General features: G+C 52.8%; 14 protein-coding genes. 7 read left to right on the top strand and 7 right to left on the bottom strand.

Going from position 1 to position 20,751, the window contains the following annotated elements:
- Positions 1-89 precede the first annotated feature (89 nt).
- The 3 genes from SH287x_RS03025 to SH287x_RS03035 all read right to left on the bottom strand — a co-directional run bounded on the left by SH287x_RS03025 (position 90) and on the right by SH287x_RS03035 (position 2,882).
- The gene (locus SH287x_RS03025) at positions 90-608 is read right to left on the bottom strand and encodes a hypothetical protein (RefSeq protein ID WP_479516968.1); all 519 of its coding nucleotides are present in this window, start codon (positions 606-608) and stop codon (positions 90-92) included.
- Positions 609-881: 273 nt separating this feature from the next.
- Positions 882-1,994: a hypothetical protein gene (locus SH287x_RS03030; protein WP_479516969.1), complete on the bottom strand. Its 1,113-nt coding sequence runs from the start codon at positions 1,992-1,994 to the stop codon at positions 882-884.
- Between the two features lie 105 nt (positions 1,995-2,099).
- Entirely contained in the window at positions 2,100-2,882 is a 783-nt protein-coding gene (locus tag SH287x_RS03035) for a helix-turn-helix transcriptional regulator (protein ID WP_479516970.1), read from the bottom strand.
- A 599-nt stretch (positions 2,883-3,481) separates the two neighbouring features.
- Between SH287x_RS03035 and SH287x_RS03040 the strand changes: the two genes are divergently transcribed.
- The 3 genes from SH287x_RS03040 (at position 3,482) to SH287x_RS03050 (ending at position 6,477) form a co-directional block, all read left to right on the top strand.
- Positions 3,482-4,540: a DUF1559 domain-containing protein gene (locus SH287x_RS03040; RefSeq protein WP_479516971.1), complete on the top strand. Its 1,059-nt coding sequence runs from the start codon at positions 3,482-3,484 to the stop codon at positions 4,538-4,540.
- A gap of 372 nt (positions 4,541-4,912) precedes the next feature.
- A complete protein-coding gene (locus tag SH287x_RS03045; RefSeq protein ID WP_479516972.1) occupies positions 4,913-5,353 on the top strand; it encodes a hypothetical protein in 441 nt (146 codons plus the stop codon).
- Positions 5,354-5,544: 191 nt separating this feature from the next.
- On the top strand, positions 5,545-6,477 hold the full coding sequence (locus SH287x_RS03050; RefSeq protein ID WP_479516973.1) for an inositol monophosphatase family protein: 933 nt from the start codon (positions 5,545-5,547) through the stop codon (positions 6,475-6,477).
- A 14-nt stretch (positions 6,478-6,491) separates the two neighbouring features.
- Here the strand turns inward: SH287x_RS03050 and SH287x_RS03055 are convergent, their stop codons facing one another.
- A complete protein-coding gene (locus SH287x_RS03055) occupies positions 6,492-7,484 on the bottom strand; it encodes an endonuclease/exonuclease/phosphatase family protein (RefSeq protein WP_479516974.1) in 993 nt (330 codons plus the stop codon).
- Between the two features lie 337 nt (positions 7,485-7,821).
- Between SH287x_RS03055 and SH287x_RS03060 the strand changes: the two genes are divergently transcribed.
- On the top strand, positions 7,822-9,249 hold the full coding sequence (locus tag SH287x_RS03060; protein ID WP_479516975.1) for a 3-deoxy-D-manno-octulosonic acid transferase: 1,428 nt from the start codon (positions 7,822-7,824) through the stop codon (positions 9,247-9,249).
- A gap of 138 nt (positions 9,250-9,387) precedes the next feature.
- On the top strand, positions 9,388-12,696 hold the full coding sequence (locus SH287x_RS03065; protein ID WP_479516976.1) for a BamA/OMP85 family outer membrane protein: 3,309 nt from the start codon (positions 9,388-9,390) through the stop codon (positions 12,694-12,696).
- A 30-nt stretch (positions 12,697-12,726) separates the two neighbouring features.
- Here the strand turns inward: SH287x_RS03065 and SH287x_RS03070 are convergent, their stop codons facing one another.
- The 3 genes from SH287x_RS03070 to SH287x_RS03080 all read right to left on the bottom strand — a co-directional run bounded on the left by SH287x_RS03070 (position 12,727) and on the right by SH287x_RS03080 (position 18,367).
- Positions 12,727-13,773, bottom strand: coding sequence for a hypothetical protein (locus tag SH287x_RS03070; protein ID WP_479516977.1), 1,047 nt, complete (start codon positions 13,771-13,773; stop codon positions 12,727-12,729).
- A gap of 356 nt (positions 13,774-14,129) precedes the next feature.
- Entirely contained in the window at positions 14,130-14,990 is an 861-nt protein-coding gene (locus SH287x_RS03075) for a hypothetical protein (RefSeq protein ID WP_479516978.1), read from the bottom strand.
- Positions 14,987-18,367 carry a PD-(D/E)XK nuclease family protein gene (locus SH287x_RS03080; protein WP_479516979.1) on the bottom strand — a complete coding sequence of 1,127 codons (3,381 nt, stop codon included), beginning with the start codon at positions 18,365-18,367 and terminating at the stop codon, positions 14,987-14,989. The genes SH287x_RS03075 and SH287x_RS03080 overlap by 4 nt, the downstream gene beginning before the upstream one ends.
- A 251-nt stretch (positions 18,368-18,618) precedes the next feature.
- Here SH287x_RS03080 and lpxD point away from each other — a divergent pair, with 251 nt between their 5' ends.
- The gene (gene lpxD, locus SH287x_RS03085; protein WP_479516980.1) at positions 18,619-19,719 is read left to right on the top strand and encodes a UDP-3-O-(3-hydroxymyristoyl)glucosamine N-acyltransferase; all 1,101 of its coding nucleotides are present in this window, start codon (positions 18,619-18,621) and stop codon (positions 19,717-19,719) included.
- 78 nt (positions 19,720-19,797) lie between these two features.
- A complete protein-coding gene (locus SH287x_RS03090) occupies positions 19,798-20,676 on the top strand; it encodes an LpxI family protein (protein WP_479516981.1) in 879 nt (292 codons plus the stop codon).
- Positions 20,677-20,751 lie beyond the last annotated feature (75 nt).

The following is a 20,751-nucleotide window of genomic DNA, read 5'->3' on the forward strand; positions in this document are numbered from 1 at the left end:
TAAGGCCCGGCAACTTGAAGTGGCAGTCTTATCTAATGACTGTCAAAACAGCGACGGAGAAGTGATAGCAAATCAATTTTAGAATTGCTCTAGGTCTCAGGTTTGACACTGACTTTATAACTACCTTGCTTGACACCGCTCTTCCAGTGCTCACGTGGCCCATGAGTTGATTTGAGTTCGTTGCCTTCGGAGTCTTCAATTTCGACCCACCACTCGTGGTCTACATCGATATTTGAACCATTGTCGATACTGACTTCGATGGTGTAAGGCCCTTTGGTAGGCAATTTCAGATCTGCGACATTCTCACCCGTGCCAGACTTCTCCGTGCCATTGTCCCAGTTCTCCCGGTAACCCCACGCTTTCTTTTCAAGCACGGTTTTACCGGATTTCTTCACGACTACATGATAAGACCCAGGTTCCTCTTTATTGTCTGTGTGGATTTTGCAGTAAACCGTGACAACAGCCAGACGGGGAGTGTCATCTGCTGCCGCATACAAAAAACCGTTGACGCTTCCAAGGAGTATGAGGGGCATGGCGAACAAAAAACGCAACATGTTGTACATTTTTACTGGTGTTGTTGTCGAATTGTCGAATGCCAAGATGGGCATGTATGGTCTCCGTTATGTTGCAATGTAAGGGTTTACTATGGTTGAATGTGGAGTGTTGTTATATCTTAAAACATTTATCAGCTCAGAGGAGTCAGGGGGTGAGGAAGCACGCATGGCAACCCGTGGTTCTATGGCTTGTTTACGCCACTAAATAATCGTGTTTTTTCGAGCCAAGGCTACTTGTCAGTATTCACTTCTAATGAGGTGTTTATCCGCAGGGAGTCAAGCAGTCATGGTCAACCGAGTAAGGGTCAATCTATTCATTTTGTACTCCTACTCAACAACTCTTCCGTCACTGGCAACAATTCGATATTGAGTCATTGGATGGTAGGCGTTTGGAAATTGCCTTGCCCCTTCTGTATTGTCTGCCTTGAGCATTATGATCGTGTTTCGTGCTGTGGCTAGGCTCAGGTTTGTTGTGCCAAGTGCTTTGAAATCTCTTCCTTTGTCAGGAGTGGCAGTATGCCAAAGGTAAAGCCCGTAGTCACCCCAGGGTTGCCATTTCTGATTAGTTTGGTCGGTATATTCTCTCGTCTCAATACGATAAGTGATTTCTGGTGATGCTGTAGCCGATGATGGTTGTTTTTGCGTTGTTAGCTCGTTGCGTGCTTCGGAGTATCTTACTCTCAGTTTTATAGATGTTGCCGGTATTCCTTGCTTGCGCTGTTCAGCGGCTTCTCGCTCCTTCTTATTGTTTTCTGATTCGATGGCCTTCTCATACATCGCCAACTTTTCTTTAAAATTGACCTCGGCGGTGCCGTTGGCTTCGGAATAGGTTTGGCTTTTTCCTGGGATTTCCTTCCAGGTACCATCAGGTTGTTGCCATTCCGGCCACATCTTCCAGACGCGGTTTTTTTTCTCTGACCAGATCGATTTTGGCGTTTCAATATACCCCGGCAAGACGGGCTTGATTTCTAGCGGGTTGTCTTCTTTAGGTTTGGGGCGGATGGTTGGAATGATTCGCTGGATGACACTTTTTTCGCGAGTCAGTCGCGACGAATTCGGATTCATCTGGTGCCACTTGGCGGTTTTCTCTTGCGCCTCAGCAAGAGTCATTGCTGGCCCAAGATAGTCCCATTGATTTGGGTTGCCGGATGGTGAGGAAACTTGCGGGATATAGAGAGTGATTGTTGATCCCGAGGAATTACTCTCGTTCTGCGCACTGGCCTTGTCGCAGTGATGAACCGTGATCATGGCAGTGACCGTGAAAACAAGAACTCGTCCGACAATAGAAATTGGCGGTACATAGTACATAGGTGTGGTTCCTTCAAAGATAGAAGACGGGGCGATCTCAGCCTTGGCTAATTTCCCCGATTTCGAATCAGTAAATCGCCAGACGACTTTCGTCACTCTTGATGCAACGAAGCCTGGCTTGGTTAGCGGCATCTGGCTAATTCAACGCCAGTGTCCTGTGGTCAGCGCCAGTGTCCTGGGGCATGGGCGAGATCATAAAGTTTCATGGAGGGAAGGGAACCCCCGTGAACGCGGGGGTTAGATCGCTTCCTCACCTGTAATGAACTTTGCAAGTAGCTCGCCACGGCTGTTGACATTAAACTTGCGGTAGATCTCTTTCAGATGGTCACCAACGGTATGCTCACTAATCCCGATTTTCTGAGCCACCTGTTTTTTGGAATCTCCTTCCATCAAGAAGATCATCACCTGCCGTTCCCGATGCGAAAGACGAACAACGTCTTTCGCGGCAGCCGGTTCACCTTTTCTGTGATGGAGCCACAGCACGTTCTCAAAGACCAGTTGAACAAGGGCCAGATCATCGGGAGTAAACGGGGATGTCCCCAATCTTTTGTGGTAGCCGACACCACTGTGTCCAGACGATCCCAGGGGATAAACCGAGATGATGAAATCATCAAATCCCACATTCGTCCAAATCTGCTCCAGTCCAGAATCTTTCCAGATTTGAGGAGAAACCAGTTGGTTGCGGCTCTGTGTCAGAGGTTTACGGGTCATCATCACGTCATAGAGGGGTTTGTTGACGATCGATGCCAGCTTGGGATGGATTGTGATTCCCAGGAATTCGGTGCGTTCGCATTCGTCGTGAAAGCCGTAGTCGACAAGGCTGGTGTACATGGCGTCGCCTGGAACATCGGGATTAATTTCCCCGGTGACCGAAATCCAGACATCGGCTCCGATTAATCGACCAAGCTCCGAAACAAGCCGTTCTTTACGTTCCTTGAGAGACTCTTCGGAGGAAGGGTCTCCCACATCTGCCAGGATCTGAACCAATTTGGCAATTGTTTGAAGATTCAAGTTGGGCATCGGGCAAGACTTCGATAGAGGGGAAGATGGGTTTGAGTGCCGAGAGGCTCGGAGGACATCGACGTTTGTGCTGTAGTGTGATGTTTTCCTTGACATCCGTCACCCAGATTTATTGAGCCACCCCGCCATCAAAACAGTATCCCAGCACAATGTGAGCGTTTTTGGTTTGTGTTTATAGTCATTTCGATTGATTAAAAGTTGCGTTCTGACGCGTTGATTAATCGGTCTGCAATCACAATTAAGATGAATTCATATAAGGAGTCACTATTGCAATCTGTGGGGCGTGTTGTATGATTTTCGCTCTCAGGCTGACTATTTTATGGGCAAATCATAGTTCCTTTGTCAGTCGGAAGGAGTTTGGAGAGAGGAGTGTGTTGTGCGTATAATCAATTCGATGAGCGATTTCAAGTAATTCTCCCCGAGTCTTGTGTGACCATCGTGTCATCCAGACCCACTTTCGTGCATTTAATCAGTCAGTGAAACTTCTGGTTACTCGCTGGTATTTCATTTGCAGTGATTGATGAACTCCTCGCAAGTCGATGTGAGGAAATGGTTATTGTTTGTTTTGCTAACTTTTTTTTGCTCAGGAATTGCACAGAATGAGTAGACGACACGGTTTCACGCTGATTGAACTGCTGGTGGTGATTGCGATTATCGCGATTCTGATTGCGCTGCTGCTGCCCGCCGTGCAGCAGGCACGAGAAGCGGCCCGGCGAACCCAATGCCGCAATAATCTCAAGCAGATTGGGTTGGCGCTGCATAACTATCACGACACGAGCCGCCAGTTTCCTTTTGCGGCTTTTCCTCAAACGGGAGCAGTGGCGACTCGTGTCAGGTCGGCGTCCTGGATGGTTCGGATTCTCCCGATGATGGATCAGGCTCCCGCATTCAACACTCTGGATTTTAATGGCAATGATTTCAGTGCTCAGGATGGAGTCGCCAGAAACTGGACCACAATGACTTCCACACGGGTTCCTGGTGTGAATTGTCCGTCAAATCCTCTGTCCACCACTCGACCGCAGACGATCAATAGTCCTACCGCAACGGCTCTTGGTATTGCCGCAGGAACAGGGGGTTCGATTCAAATTGCGGATTATGCAGGGAATTCAGGCTCCTACGAAGACCCTTCCACGGGAGACGTTCCTTTCCCCTCTCACTGGCGTGGCTTTGAACATGGGGGGCGGCACAACTGGACGGGTGTGATTATTTTGTCTACAGCTTTCAATGGCGCCAGTTCGACATCATTTACCATGGAATCTGTGCCCCCAGTGGACATCGCGAAGATCACCGACGGGACGTCCAATACCATCATGGTTGTCGAGCAGTCAAATGCCGACCCGACTTGCACTGCGACGAACAAAGATTGTCGCGCATTTGGATATATGGGGGGGCTCTGGAACGGTGGTACCGGTATTCCTGGCGATTGGTCGCATAGCATTACAACCTCTCGATGGAGCATTAATAGTCGTGATCCTATTAATGTTTATGGGAGTGTCGCACCTTACGGGCGAAACACCAAAGTGATATCATCCCACACTGGTGGTGCGCATGTCGCATTCGCGGATGGTTCTGTACGCTTTCTCTCGGAAAACATCAATTACGCACTCTGGCAGAACATTAATTCCAAAGCTGACGGCGTTCCCGTGGGCGAGTTTTAGAAGTTTGGCTCGACTGCTTTAGTCCACAGTGGATTTTTACCGCGAATCCTCACAGTAGATCCCTACTGCGAGTGGGCAAAAAATGAGTGAAGACAGTGGCTTCCTGATGTGTGGCCACGGTTCCCCCGCGGAGTCGTGTCGCACTGGCGATAATATCTCCTCATCAAATCCCGGCCTCTTCTCTATATCGAGGCGAGCGGCCTTGTTTTCGGTCTTCTAATTTCTTTTGGATTTAGTGTTTTGTCTCGGCTTTGACTTCAGGTTGATGTCGCCGCAACGTCCTTCGTTGTCGGACTTAACAGCCTGTTCAATCCCGCCTTTTAGGTTTGACGAAACACTTTCGCATTTTCTTAGCTCACGGAACCTCGTGTCATGATGGCTTCAAGTCGCTTCTTTCTGACAATCCCGTTGCCCGTACTTTTCTGCTTTGTGGGATGCGGTAGTTCGGAGTCCCTACCTCCTTTGGCCCCGGTAGATGGTCGGGTGACGCTCAATGGTGAGGTGGTTGCCGGGGCAAGAATTCTCTTTAACCCAGCCAGCGGCCCAAGTTCCTTCGGCAACACATCAGCCGACGGAATGTTTTCACTGGCATTGAACGGCGGCCAGACTGGAGCGGTGATCGGCACACATCAGGTCAGAGTACAAGTGTCAGGTCAGCCCGGATCGAACGCTCCGTCGGCCACTGGTTCGGAATCTCCCGCCTCAGAGTCGTTACCTGCGGCAACCTACCAGTTCCAGGAGGGGATTCAAATCGAAAGTGGTTCTAACAGTATCAACCTCCAGCTTGAAAAAGCAAAACGCCGTGGTGGTTGAGGCGGTGATGCCAAACATGGTCATGTATGATACATTTCTCCTCGGGGCATGATCAGGAAAAGCAAAGATTTGGTGGCCGCAGACAGTATAAAACGCCCCCAAGATTCTCGGCCGAAGGACATTCCAGGCAGTCCGTTATTGAATCGGAATGCTTTCTGGATGTCATGGTTGAGTTCAAAGGAACGAGTTTTATGCCGCCTGAGTTTCTGGTGAATGCGTTATCGGTTCATCTTCCTCCCGTGTTGCGATGGGCGGGGGCCATCGCCCGTCGTTTGCGGTCACACAACATTGGGGTCGCGACCAAGACCACGGGAAGTGCTTTGACGGATGCGCTCACGCTGGCTGACCTGACGATTCAGGAATTACTGGTGGCGGCGCTGCGGGACATTGACCCTATCTTTCGCCATTGCCGGATTGAAGCGGAAGAGTCGACAGGAGATCTGGCGGCTTTTGCCACGGAATCCGAGTTTGTCATTTCGCTCGACCCGATTGATGGAACCAAACAGTATCGCGATCAGACGGGGAACGGTTATGCCGTCATGCTTCATCTGCGAACAGGTACTGAGGTGATTTATTCTCTGGTTTATATCCCCGAAAAGGGGGATCAGGGGTGGTGGGTGGAAGCGACTCCTGACCGTGTCGTGAGCGGGGCCGACGACTGGTCTCGTCCAGCGACGGATGTTGTCCGCAGTCTGCCGCCGGCTGACCTGCACCGGGAAACCACCTCGAAGAAAGTTTATGTCATCGGCTTTCAAAAGCGGGATATCGCTGCTGCCCAGGCAATTACTGAGGCAGGACTAGAGGGTGTGGCTCCCGATGAGATGCCGGGAAGTATCTATGAACTGATGGCGTCGGGGGAGTTCGCCGGTTCGCTGATCCATTCCCCTAATGTTTATGACTACCCGGTTTCCTTACAGATTGCCCGTTTGTTGGGTGGCGATTCTATCTGGACAGATACCAGTGAACGGGTTCACTTCGGTGAAACATGGCTGGATGAGCAGGCCGATATGATTCGCTTGCCGCGTGTGGTGGCGACCGCGACCGATCCGAACATGCTCAAGACGCTGGTCGAATTGGCCGCCGGCTGGAATCCCACCCGCTATCGCAGTGGTGATGCCCTGTAGTTGAGTGCACCGCACTATTGAGAGGTATTTGCTGGGAGTTCAATCGTGCTGACGACGGCGCGATGATCCGAAGGGTAGGGAGAGACAACGATATCAGCGAATTGGGGAGATTCCCCGACGACTTGAGCAGAGAGCACTTTTCCCTGGCCCTGTTTCATGAGTACGAAGTCGATGCGATCGTGGCGGTCTTTGGGATCGTTGGGCTTGGTCAGCGGTGTCCACGTCATTCCGGGGGCTTTAACGGGATCGGGGTGTGCGATACGGAAGGTGTCGACAAAGCCAGCCTTCATAATGGTTTTGGTCGTTGGCCAGGCGACAGCCACCGGGCATCCACCAGCAGCTTTGACGGAAGCTGTCCAGTCAAGATGGGATGGCTCATTGAAGTCCCCCGTCACAAAAACGAGAGCGTTTTCTTCTTTTGACTTCTCTTCTATGGTGCTTTGCAGATCTTTGAGCATCTTTTCAACCTGCCCTCCACGGGCCTGCCTGGCAAATTGGATGGCCTCTTCTTCCGTCTTAATGAATGGATATTTTCCGTAAGGGATCTTCAGCAGTTGATAAGGCTGGTAAGGGATGTGCATGAAATGGGCGTTGAACAGATAGATCGGCTGGCCGCTGGGATGATCAATTTTGACGCCCCAATGGTCTTTTGAGGTTTTGCTGATGGGATAGCGGCTGATAATGCCCGTGCTGCCCCCTTGATCGAAGTAATGCCAGCCAAGAATTTTGGCGAGTTCCGCCGCCCGATCGGGACGGGGTTGTTTGTTCGCTGCGTTGCCTCGGGTTTCCTGCAAGCCCACCAGATCGGCTTGTGCCGCGCGGATCACTTTCGCCGATTGCTCCAAGGGTTGCTTCCCGGCATCTCCACCATGCCACAGATTAAAGCTCATCACGCGGAGGGTGGCTGGTTCTTCTGCCACCAGAGGAGTGACCCATGAGAAAGCCACAAGCCAGATGGCCACGCTCAGGAAAACACGCTGCTGGAGGCAATGATGAGGCGTATTCATTCCAGAATCTCCTTGGGCATTTGTTGCGAAATGAGTTTTTGCTGCGAGAACTTTTTGCAGTGAGAGATTTTAGCTGTGAATGGTGTCTGTCATGCTGGCTGGTGATTGGCACACGGAGCCAGGTATCTCTTCTCATTGAAAGAGGAGAGGATAACAGAAGAGTTCCAATTGACGCTCTGCGTGAAATTGATTGCAATCCCGCGATGGCATCTGGCCAGCTTGATCGGTCAGTCGTGAGCCGACCGTCAATTTCTCAGGTCATGTGATTTGGGCCATGATGCCGCATAAAGCGTATCCTGGCCTGAAAGGATAGCGAATCGCAGGATGCGGTTTCGCAATGGGGCGAGTTATGGATCGCGTGGTGAGCCGATGTCTGGATGTCGGATATCTGTTTCTGCTCCTGTTCGCCACCCCCTGGATTCTCTGGAATCGCCTCGTTCATGGAAAGCATCGAGAGGGGTTTCGGGAAAAAGTTCTTGGCGATCTTCGATTATCGTCGGCATCGAATGATGCGACATTCAAGTCTGGTTCTCAACAGGTGATCTGGATCCATGCGGTCAGCGTGGGTGAAGTCCTTTCATTGAAACAGGTCTTGCTGGAGTTGTTGAATCGGCATCTGCAAGCGAGATTGGTGATGACCGTGACGACTCAAACAGGTCATGCAGTGGCGACCCGGATGGTCGCTCAGTTGGAGAGTTCATCGATTGAGGTGAAGTATTTTCCTCTGGACTTCTCCTGGAGCGTTGGGCGGGCCATCCGTCAGTTGCAACCCTCCTTAATTGTTCTGGTCGAGTTAGAAGTCTGGCCAAACCTCCTGCTGGCGGCTCGCCGTAAGCAGGTTCCTGTCATGATTGCCAATGGACGATTAAGCCAGCGAAGTTTTCAGGGATATGTCCGGGGCGTGTGGTTTTTCCGGTGGCTGCTGAGAGATATTGCAGTTGTGGCTGCTCAGACTCAGGAGTATGCCGACCGGTTTGTTCGCCTGGGTGTTCCTGCGGATCGCGTCAGGGTGATGGGAAATATTAAGTACGACCGCATTGAAACGAATCGGAAAAACCCTCGAACCATCGCATTGAGGGACTCTTTTGGCTTGAAGGAAGGTGATTTGGTCTGGATCGCCGGGAGCACCCAGCATCCTGAAGAGTCGCTGGCGATTGAAACATGGAAGGCTCTCCGGGGTGAATTTCCCAAGTTGCAACTTGTGGTTGTCCCTCGACATCGGGAACGATTTGAGCAAGTGGCCGAGTTGATTCGTGAACAGGGATGCCAAGCCTGGCGACGTTCAACAGGCTCTGATGTCTTGGATGTCTCAAACTCACAGCCGCTGGTTCGACTTCTCGATACATTGGGGGAGTTAGGTGATGCTTGGGGGATGGCGGATTTGGCGTTTGTCGGTGGAAGCCTGACCAATCGGGGAGGGCAAAACATGATAGAACCTGCGGGATATGGCGCAGCGGTCATGTTTGGGCCTAACACACAGAACTTTCGGCAAACGGTCGCCGCATTATTGGAAGCTGATGCGGCGGTAGTTGTCCCTTCTGGAAGTGAGTTAGAGGGCGTCGTGCGGTCTCTGTTGCAAGATGAAACATTCCGGCAGTCATTGGGCAATCGGGCACAGCAACTCGTGTTACAACAATCGGGCGCTACGGAATTAATGGTCAGTCAAGTTGTTTCTATCGCATTTTCAAAAACAGCTGGAGGTCTGGGTGGAATTGGTGGCTTGGGGGAAGGGGCTATGAAGGCTGGACAATCCCAAGCGGCATAAACCGCCAGTATTAGAAGCGAGTGTTGCTAAGGATCTCACCTTGTTCGCTTTCAGTGAATTCATTATTCCTCGCTTCCCGCGTTCTTGACCTGTCTGGCGTTAATCACGTCGCGCGACTCATGGATGAAAGCAAACCGCATGATGCGGCAGCCATTCGCAAGTAAAAGTTGGGCTTCAAGCCTGTTGGCAGTCATGCTGCTGCCAGCTGTGCTGGTGCTGCCCCACGATCTTGCGCTCGCTCAGCAGCAACAGCAGCTTTTGCCAGGGGGACACACGTCACCATCGAACGGAATGGGGCAGTCGCGAAGCCAGCTCTCAACACCGCTCTTTCAGCCGCATCATCATTCGTCTCTCCCCTCTCAGATCAGAGGACAGTCGAGTGATGGTTTTGAAGAATGGGCGGCTGAATCAGATCGCTCGCGTCGTGAAGCCACCGAAGGCCGCGCGAAGCTTGAAAATGCTCCGATTCCAGGAGCAGGATCATCACCGCCAGCCACAAGCGGGGCGACCCCTCAGCGCAAAACACTTTCGCAGGTGATTCATCCCGAGGATGAACTCTATGAAGCCCAACGCAGCAAAGACGGTGGCTCTTATCCGACTTTTGACCCACTGAAGAAAAGGCCGGGTCAGATTCTCCGAACTTCTGCAGAAGAACAAGCTCCCGCAGAGGTCAATTTTGATGAGAACGTGGCTGAAGTGCGTGTCGAAGGAAACGACACGATTCCTGTTCGCGAAATTGAAAAGTATATCAAGGTTCGTCCGGGCCGAAGTGTGACAGAACGTCTTATCAAACAAGATGTGGATGCACTGGTGCGAACCCGCTGGTTTACGACGGTTGAACCTTACGTCAAAATTGGCGATGACGGGTTGATCGTGATTTATCGTGTGTTGGAGCGGCCGATCGTTCGCAGTGTCGAATACATTGGTAATAAAAAGTATAAGTCAAAAGTCTTTGAGGGAATTACAAATCTCAAAGCAGGTAGCCCGTTTGATATCAGTGCCAACCGGGAATGTGCCAGAAAAATTGAATCTCATTACCGGGATAAAGGCTATTCCTTCGCAACATGCACCTTGGAAAAAGGAGGGGCACGCGAAGACCGGGAAGTCATTTTCCGGATTAACGAAGGCCCTAAAGTCGGTGTTGATTCGATCCGGTTTGAAGGGAATGAGTTCTTCAGTGACCAGATCTTACGGACGAAAAAAGTCTCGAAGACTCGTGTGCTGCGTCTTTTTGGTGGCAAGTACGATGAGGCCACCATTCCGGATGATAAAGAAAGCCTGAGGCAGTATTACCACAGTCTCGGGTTCTTTGAAGTTGAAATCGATCATCGCGTTGAATTCAACGATACCAAGTCGAGTGCGACTTATGTCTATACGATCAATGAAGGCCCTCGTTATAAAATCCGCAATGTCTCGGTCGAAGGACAAAATGTTCTTTCCGAGGAAGAAATTCGCGAATTTATCAAATTCAAAGCCGGGGACTTTTATAGCGCTCGTGAGATTGCCACAGATGTCGACAAAGTTCGTACCAAATATGGCGAACAGGGACGTTTGTTCGCCACAGTGGATGCCGTGCCGCAGTTTCTAGAGACTCCTGGCGAGCTTGATCTGATTATCAAGGTGAACGAAGATAAGATTTATGTCGTTCGTGAATTCCGGGTGCATATTGAGGGGGATCATCCCCATACCCGGCACAATCTCCCTCGTAACATTTCCAGGATTCACCCTGGTGATCTCGCTGATCCGAAGCAGATCAAAAAGACAGAACGGCAATTGGCGGGTTCGGAGTATTTTGAACGCGGCCCAGGTGAAGGCCCGAAACTTGAAATATCCCGGGTGACAGATGTTGCCTGGCTCCAGGATCGTTCTGAGACTGCACCTGCTGGAAACGCGACCGTCCTTGGCCAGTCCGATTTTCTAGGAATGCGGGCAGCAACGCCTGCGAGTTCCTATCAAACAGCCTCACCCCCTGCGGGCGTGGCCCGAATGACTGGACGTCCTGCTGTTCAAACACCCAATGCAGCACCTGGATATCATGCTCAATCTCGTGGAGCTGCCAGTCAATCTCCGCAGCCATTGACCGGGGATTTTGGATTTTCAAAGCCTCAGCCAGCCAGGACTTCTGTCGCTAAGCCGGTTTCGGACAGTAGTAACTCGGATGATGATATTGAGGGGCAATACTTTCTGCCCGGTTCATTGTTGAAACCCGTTACTAAAGACGGTGTGGATGCTTCTGATCCCAACGTCAGCGTCGTTCGTGGTCAGACACGGGATATGCGAGCTCCGCAAAACTTTGAATATGATAATAGTCCTCTTGGCGATCCTTACGGCAACCCCCGGCGGTTTGATCAGAACTGGTATGATAACTCCGTTCCCCCGGAATATATTGATATCGACGCCTACTTAAAAGAAGCCCGCACAGGCCGGTTAATGTTTGGCGTCGGTGTGAACAGTGATGCCGGTGTGGTCGGTAATATTGTTTTGAGTGAGTCGAATTTCGATATCTTCCGCCCCCCCACCAGCTTTGAAGATATTATGAACGGAACGGCCTGGCGTGGAGCCGGTCAGCGTTTTCGTCTGGAAGCAGCCCCCGGAAGTGAAGTGAGCCGTTATACCGTTGACTGGTCTGATCCTTATTTTATGGATTCAGACTACAACATTGGTGTGAGCGGCTTTTACTACACCCGCTATCTGGAATACTGGCAAGAAGAGCGTGTCGGTATGCGTCCTCGTATCGGTCGTCAGTTGACTCCTGAATGGTCGGTCTCTGCCGCTTTGCGTCTTGAAAATGTGGAAGTCAGTAACGCCGTCACGCCTCGGCCACAAAGTTTGACAGATGTTATTGGCAATAACCTGCTGACAACGGCCCGCCTGGGGCTGGCGCACGATACGCGAGATGCGCCGTTCAATCCTTCTGAAGGCCATTTTATCGAGTTGTCGTATGAGCAGGCGTTTGGTGATTTCACTTATCCCAAGCTGGAGTTGAGTGCCTGGCAATACTTCACGACTTATCGCCGCCCTGATGGATTTGGTAAGCACATTCTTTCATTCCATGGAGATGTGGGATGGACAGGCAGTGATACGCCGATCTTTGAAAACTTTTATGCCGGGGGCTTTCAGTCGTTCCGCGGGTTCCGTTTCCGTGGCGTGAGTCCCGTTAATACCGGTGTGCGAACTGGCGGTAACTGGATGCTGCTGGGTGGTGCCGAATATATGGTTCCGCTGACGGCGAATGAAATGCTGCATGCCGTCGCTTTCACGGACTTTGGTACCGTGACGGAAGATGTGACCCTGGACAGTTTTCGTTTGTCTGTCGGTGCTGGTTTGCGAATTACATTGCCAGCGATGGGGCCAGCTCCCATTGCCCTGGACTGGGCCATTCCGATCCTCAAAGAAGAGTTTGATCGGACGCAATTGTTCAGCTTCTATATCGGGTTTACTCGATAACTGCTGTTTGAAATGCCCGCCTGCCTCGCACTATTTTTCCGCCTGCTTTTTGGCTTGCTGAGCACGAATCATCTCGAGAGGCGAGAGCTTTTTCACCGGTGCGGGTTCTGCCGTGGGAGCAGTGACTTGCTCTGCTTGAACTGGTGCAGGGGCTGATGGTTCGGTCGCTGCCGCAGCCTGTTTAGCCTGCTGGGCACGAATCATTTCGATGGGTGAAAGCTTCTTCGCCGGTGCGGGTTCTGCTGCGGAAGCAGAGACTTGTTCTGCTTGAACTGGTGCAGGGACTGATGGTTCGGTCGCTGCCGCTGCCTGTTTGGCCTGCTGGGCACGAATCATTTCGATGGGTGAAAGCTTCTTGGCCGGTGTGGGTGCTGCTGCGGGAGCAGAGACTTGTTCTGCTTGAACTGGTGCAGGGGCAGGGGCAGGTGGTTCGGAAGCTGCCCCTGCCTGTTTGGCCTGCTGAGCACGAATCATCTCGATGGGCGAAAGCTTCTTCGCCGGTGTGGGTTCTGCTGCGGAAGCAGAGACTTGTTCTGCTTGAACTGGTGCTGGGACAGATGGTTCGGTTGCTGCCGCAGCCTGTTTGGCCTGCTGGGCGCGAATCATTTCGATGGGCGAGAGCTTCTTCGCCGGTGTGGCTGCTGCTGCGGGAGCAGAGACTTGTTCTGTCTGAGCGGGTGCAGGGACAGATGGTTCGGTCGCTGCCGCAGCCTGTTTGGCCTGCTGGGCACGAATCATTTCGATGGGTGAAAGTTTTTTCGCAGGAGCTGGTTCAACATTGGCAACTGGTGCAGGGGCCGTTGCCGGCGGAGTCGCAGGAACTGCTACAGAAGATGCAATTGGAGCGGTGGGTTTAGCGAAATACTCCGTCCGCACCACACAGTTGGGGTCGATGTCGTACCACGTGATATCGACGGTGTCCTGGAACTCGATGAGTAGCCGACCATTCATGTTGACCGTTTTGACACGTCCGCACATCCCGCGAAAACGGGCGAGAGAGGGAGTGTCGGCGACCACCTGCACGTATTGATCCGTCCAGAGTCGTTTTAATCGTTCTGCATGATCAATGAGCGACATGAGGCTGATCTTTCGACTCGGATTCCCTGTTGGCTTTCACCAAGTGCCGTGTCACGGCTTTGTCTTAGGGTTGATGTCGCCGCAACGTCCCCCGTTGTCGGACTTGACTACCTATTCAACCCTGCTTTTCAACTTTGACAATGCACAAGTTTGTGAATTTATTTTGCAAAAGGCCAGTCTGGTGCCGTGTCACGGCTTTGTCTTCGGGTTGATGCCCTCGCAGCGTCCGCCGTTGTCGGACATAACAACAGACGAGACCCAAATTTTAGACTTTGACAATGCACTGGTGAAGTAAGATCACACGATCACAGAAGAATTGTCCACTCGGCAAAGCGTTCTTCCAACTGATCACCGTTTTAAGGAAGCAGTTTAGGCCAAACCAGATCGGCACCGTTCTGCTGCAATCGCCGGGTCGTGGCCTCATCAGTCCAGGAGGTCATCGCAATCAGAGTGACCGATGAAGGAAACGGCTTTTTCGCGAGATGTTCGGCATATTGAAGCAACGTGCCTGGTGCAGAAACTGTGCTGACGCTGGACTGATTTTGGCAAAGCCACTCATCGGCATCGATCATCCAGTGGGTGGGAGAGTCCGGCTCCTTCCCATAAGGAATTTGGTGCTGATTCGAGAGCTTCCATTGCAGTGAACAGGTCTCTTTCCAGTGCGGGTCGTTTGCCAGAAACTCGGCATGAGGAGGGCCATTATTGGGCCATCGAGAACTTGGTTCCATGATCAACCAGCGGAAGATTTCTTCTCGCGAAGCTGTCCAGGGAAGCGGGTCACTGCTGCCACGCAAGGCAGCCAGCGTCCGCTTGATCCATCGCTCTTTCCATGTCTCGGGACAACGCAACGCGGGCGGCCAGATTGTCCGTGTGCGGCCATCCCCTTCACACCAAGGGCCATAGATCACGACCACCTGACAGCCTTGAACTTCTGCAAGAAAGTTGTCGGCCTCTTCGGGCGAAAACTGATCCGACGTTACCTGTTCAACAACAATCAGCTCGATAACGCCAGATCCTTCACTGACCTCTCCCTGTTTCCAGCATCGGATTGCCTCAGCCAGAGACGCAACTCGGGTGAAACTCAGAGGGGGAACTTCTCCCTGTACGTCATCTGTCCACGCTACATGTGGATCAACAACGGAAAGTGAGCCACATCCCGCAGGGGGTTGACTGACCCAAAGACCTACGACAGGCAAGAAAGTCTGGTCAAACGTCATGATGGTTGGCTTTCCGAAGAAGTCTTGGTGTCTCTGTGGGAAGGCCTGGCTTGTGAATCATCAAATTGTGGGCGGATTTTCCGGAGGATTCGAGCGATGCCCACTTGTTGTTTCACCCGGCAAACCGTGGCGACGGGACATTGGCTGGTGCAGGGAGGCGTCCGAAGTTTTGCCGCTCCATCGACCATAAAGTTCCCGGAACGAATCCCTTCAGCCAGTTCAATCACACTTTGTTGAACTGCCGTTTCCAGGCTGGCCACAGCGGCTTCATCCAACTGTGTCCACTCCTTTGATTTGCGGCCGGCTTTCAAACCCGCCACGAGTCCTTCTTTACGAAGCCCCCAGAAACCGGCCTGCCAGGCATCGGCTTCATCGCCCGCAATACGCAACCGCTTTACAGCCAGTAAATAGACCGCTAATTGCAGGCTCAATCCCTGTTGTACCGCCCCTTCGTCAAAACGATAGTGGCTGGCTCCTCCGGATTTATAGTCAATGATCGAAAAGTAGCGTTCTCCCGTGGGAAGCTGGTGGGCGTCGATGCGATCGATCTTTCCCCCCAGGCGAACGACATGGTCATTCCATTGGATTTCCAGCGGGGGATAAGGGCCGCGGATCAATTCTCCATTTTCGTCATAGACCATGCCAAATGCGACTTCAGGAAGGGATGTGTCGGGAAGTCCTCCCCAGTCACGAATGAGCGTTTCAAGATAGCTTCGCTGGGCCGAGGCAAATTGCTGACTCCATTCACCGACAATGCGGGCTTCGAGCCGCGCCATCGCTTCTCCCAATTGGGAGCCTGAGGCGCGCCGGTGCAGTTCTTCGGCGACGCTGGCGGCAAAAATCTGTCCCAGTTCCTGCTCGTCAGCCAAAGCCAGCTTTCCTGTTCCCAGCAATGTGGCCAGGGCATTGTGGAGGGCGGTTCCACGAAGAAGGTAGTTGGTTCCTAAGGGCGTCTGTTCTCTCGGAGCCAGATCGAGAACCTCTTCGATCCAGAAGCGAAAAGGGCAGTTGGCATAAGTTTCCAGCCGGGTCACACTGAATTGATGATCGTTGCCGAACTCCTGACGAAAATGAGTCTGCAATGCTGGTTCGGTCAGCATTCCTTCGTACTCAGTAAATCCTGTCTCACGAAAGCGGCTTTGAAGCATGGGCAGTCCCCGCGCCATATTGCGAAAGACCGCTGCATCGGCAGGATTGGTCAGGCCGGTTTTCCACCAGCCCGCGCGCCCGGTGGCTGCGTCCTGGATGGCCATCAGGCGGAGATCCCGCCTGGTGTGAAGTCGGTCGGATTCAGGTAAAACATCCAGCGAACCCGCATGGCGGGGTAAGTGCAAGGCTTGAGAATAGAGGCTGCACAATGCCATCACGAACGGACTGCCGAACAGTTCCTGTCCTTTGGCATTCATGGCAGAAAATGTCACCAGAAGCTGCTCGCTGGCCAGTGAGGTTAATTGCCAGAAAAGCAGCATTTCCTCTGATGTCCGGTCTTCTTCTTTCGCCAGTGGCAACCCTGCGTTAATGAGGTGTTGTCGCTCGGGTCGGCTGTAAAGACAGTTCGACCTTTCGCCACCGGGATAAGCTTGCTCTGTCGCACCCACTATGACCACGCAACGGATGGAATCCAGTAGACGTGCCTGGGCAGGATCCACAAGTCGGATCGTGGCTGGATCATAGGGAGGAGGAAGGCTCCGTTCGACATTCAGGCACATCTCGACTTCCGCCCACCAGTCGTTCAAGGTGAGCAGGTCTTTTTGGCCGGCCCATGCTTCTCTTCCCCTCGCGGCGGTGCGGAGGACACGTTGAAGCAGTTCCCAGTCGGCACGATCAGCACGATCCATGTCGCTATTGTCGGAGTTGGCGAAAGGTGTCCATTCCTGGATCAATCCCGACCAGACATTGATCCAGTCCGTAAATGTGTGAAGTGTCGCAAGCCGTTCGGTTTGCCTGAGAATTGCCTCGACGCCTTGTGCCGCCTTCTGGGCCAGTTGTTGCTGTCTGTCTGGGGAATTTCCCTCAATAACAAAAGCCGAGTCGTGAAATCGGCGAACCAGGGCCAATTTCCCGGAGGTATTGAAACGCCCCAGTTGCTTCAGGATGATGTGGCGGATCGGGGCGGGCAAGAAGGTCGGGCGAAAGAACGAAGATGATACCACTTGACGGAAGCGTTCAAGTGGCCAGTTCTCCAGCTCCAGTTCGACCAGTTGCCGAAACCATTTGATCATGGGCAACGTGGCGAGAGAGACGGGCTGTTGTGTGCTGGCAGGGATCCCCGCCAGTTCAAAGTGATCCAGCCAGCGCGGCCCGTCGGTTGCCAGGGCACGGACGATGACCACAATCTGATCAGCAGGAATCCCAGCGTGCCGCCAGACTTTGATCTGGTGACTGACGATTTCTAATTCCCGATGAGGCCCACCAGCGGCAACAACATCGACTCCCTCACCTTGCGAGGAAATGTCAACCAGCCGGGGATTCCGGAAGAGTTGTTGCGTGGCATGACTCAACCCCGGTGGCACGATGGCCACTCCTTGGGCTGTCGTTGTCGAATCAACGGGCGAGAGGCGAGTGGATGTGATCCGCGAGAGGCGATCGATCAGAAATTTTCGGGTACGTCTGGGGATGGTGAAGAGTTCAGATCGTTCCGCAGCGGTTCCTTGAAATGCGGCGTCTTCATCGGGAAGTGAGACGACAATGTCTGCCCCCCAGTGGGCAAATTGTTCAATCAGTTCATACTGAATCCAGGTGAAATCCGTAAAGCCATCCAGCACGATCAGACGGATTGTTTCAAACGGGCGTCGGGCGCCCTCAGCGATTCTGGCTCTTGCCAGCCAGGATCGCCCTTCCTGATCGTACCACTGATGCTGTGCCAGATGGTTCTGATACTCCTCATAAATCGCGCCCAATGCCCGATCTTTATCGCCCGCACCCCCAGGCTGTTTTTGACATGCCTCCTGAAACTCCTCTGGCCAGGTTTCTTCTCGTTTCAGTTCAGAGATCCAGTCTCCCACGATCTTTTGGAAGCCTTGAGTATGGATTACTTGGGCAAAGCACTGACATTCCCCGCGTTGGCGAACCGTTTCAATCGTGTGGGCGAGTAACAATCGCTGGATGGACGGGGTGATCGCGGTGGCTGGTTGACCACTCGCCACAAGAACGGCTTCGGAAAAGGATTCAAACGTATGAAGATTAGGGAAAGCCAGCTGGCCTCCCATCTCACTCAGTAATGAATGAAACGTCGCCTGGTGAGTTCGAGAAGAGGGAGACAACCACAAGCCGGTTCCTAATTGTCCTTCATTCTGTGCGGTCTTCAGATGCCGGGCATATTGTGCCACGGCGGCTTGGTGCCTGGCTTGGCCTGTCCCTGTAAAAATTTCGAGCATGGGAGCCTCATCGAGCCAGGGATAAAAGTGAGTGATCGGCAGAGAATATGTTCATCAGGCCGTTTGAAAATGGGAGTTAATACAGAAATTGTCGGACAATTCAGTGCAGTGTTTCTCAAAACCGCCTCAGTTTGCCAGATTCTCAGAAGAATCGCCCTTGTCGCTCTGGAATGTTTTCCGTTACAACGGATTTTGTAAATTCTACCTTTGAGTCCGGAAACCCGGACATCACCACCGGAAAGGATGCCGGCATGGCTCATACCATCGAGTCACTCGCCACGTTGATCGGGGCACAAATTGTTACGGCAGATGGCAGCGCTGTCCGTCTGACTGAAGCGGTTACCGGAGCGGCTGCGATTGAGCAGGCTGCCGCTGGAGAGGTGACGTTTCTCTCCGAAGATCGGCATATCGGCCGGTTGAAAGAGACTCGGGCCAGTGTGGTCGTTATTCATCCTTCGCAAACGGCTCGCATTGGGAGTGATTATCCTCGTCTGGCTCTACTGACGGTGGAAGATCCCCAAGCGGCATTTCTTCAGATTCTGCCATTATTCCGCACGATTCGCAGTCGGATGAAGCGTGGCATTTCGCCATCGGCCTTTATCAGTCAGACCGCAAAAATCGGCGAAAACTGTGCCATCGGGCCAGGGGCTTATATTGGTGACGATGTCATCGTGGGTGATGATTGTGACGTGCATCCCGGGGCCAGCCTGGGGGCGGGTTGCCGGCTTGGTCGCGATTGTCAGATTTATTCCAACGCGGTGCTCTATCACGAGGTCTCTCTGGGTGACCGGGTGATCATTCACGCGAATGCGGTGCTGGGAGCCGATGGCTTTGGCTATCGATTCGAGCAGGGCCGCTTTGTCAAGGTCCCGCAACTGGGTGGCGTGATCATTGAAAGTGATGTGGAAATCGGCGCGGGCGCGACGATTGACCGGGGTGCCGTCGACGCCACCGTGATTGGCGCTGGCACCAAGATCGACAACATGGTCATGGTGGGGCATAACTGCCGGATCGGTCGCAACAACGTGTTTGCGGCTCAAGTCGGCCTCGCCGGTTCGTGCAGCACAGGGGATTATGTCCGCCTGGGTGGCCAGGTGGGTGTGAAAGACCACGTTCACATGGGAACGGGTTGTATGGTGGGTGCCAAGGCGGGTGTTCATCGCAGTGTTCCTGATGGCGAAACCTGGATTGGCTATCCTGCCAGCCCTGAAGCGGAACAGAAACGCCTGGTCTTCACGCTGAAGCGGGTTCCCGAAATGCGTGAAGATTTGCGCGCCATGACGAAAAAGCTGGCAGAATTAGAAGCCAAGCTGGCGGCGTTAACCTCGACAGAATTGAAAGCCGTCGGTTAATCCTCGTGGTGGTGTCCAGCCTGGCGTTGGTCTTTAACCACACTCATTGAACGGAACGTTCCGTAGAAAACGATGAACATGGATGTTCAACAATTTCAGGGCCAACGGGTCGGTCTGCTGGCAGGTGCCGGGCGGTTCCCGATCATGTTTGCAGAAGCTGCCAAACGACAGGGAATCAAAGTCGTTTGTGTCGGCGTGGCGGGTATGGCCTCGCCAGATTTGGCCCAGCATTGCTATTCGTACAATGAAGGCCCACTGGCGCGTTTTGGCTATGCCGTCCGCACATTCAAGCGGCATCGGGTCGATCGCATTGTGATGGCGGGAAAGATTGAGAAGACCGTTCTCTTCCAACCCTGGCGAATCTTCCGTTTGCTTCCTGACTTCCGAACGTTACGCATGTGGTATCGTTTTGCGACGTCCAACCGGAAAGACGACACGATTCTGCTGGCTGTCATTCGTGAGTTTGAGCGGGATCAACTTCATTTCGATTCAGCACTCGATTATTGTCCGGAGCTTCTCGTGAAACACGGCTTTCTCACCAAACGTAAACCCACAGAAGTTCAATGGCGTGATATTCGATTTGGCTGGACGTTAGCCAAAGAGATGGGGCGATTGGATGTCGGGCAGTCCGTGGTCGTCAACGACATGGCGGTGATTGCAGTGGAAGCCATTGAAGGGACAGACCGCTGCATTCGACGTGCGGCGGATCTTTGCCGACGAGGAGGCTTCACCATCGTGAAGGTCGCCAAGCCTCAACAGGATCGCCGCTTTGATATGCCAACCATCGGCATTCAGACCATCCGAACGATGCACGAAGCCGGCGGCCGGGTGCTGGCAGTCGAAGCAGGCCAGACCATTATTATTGACGAGCCTGAAGCCATTGAACTGGCCGACAAACTGGGCATCGCCATTGTGTCTCTGAACGCCGATGAACTGGAACTCCACGCTGTCGCCTAACCCCCTTGCGGGGTTTGGGCCTATCGGCCGGGATGCGTGCTAAAGATTCGCGGCCCCGTTGTGGCCGCTTCCCCT

The organism is Planctopirus sp. SH287 (assembly GCF_056500625.1).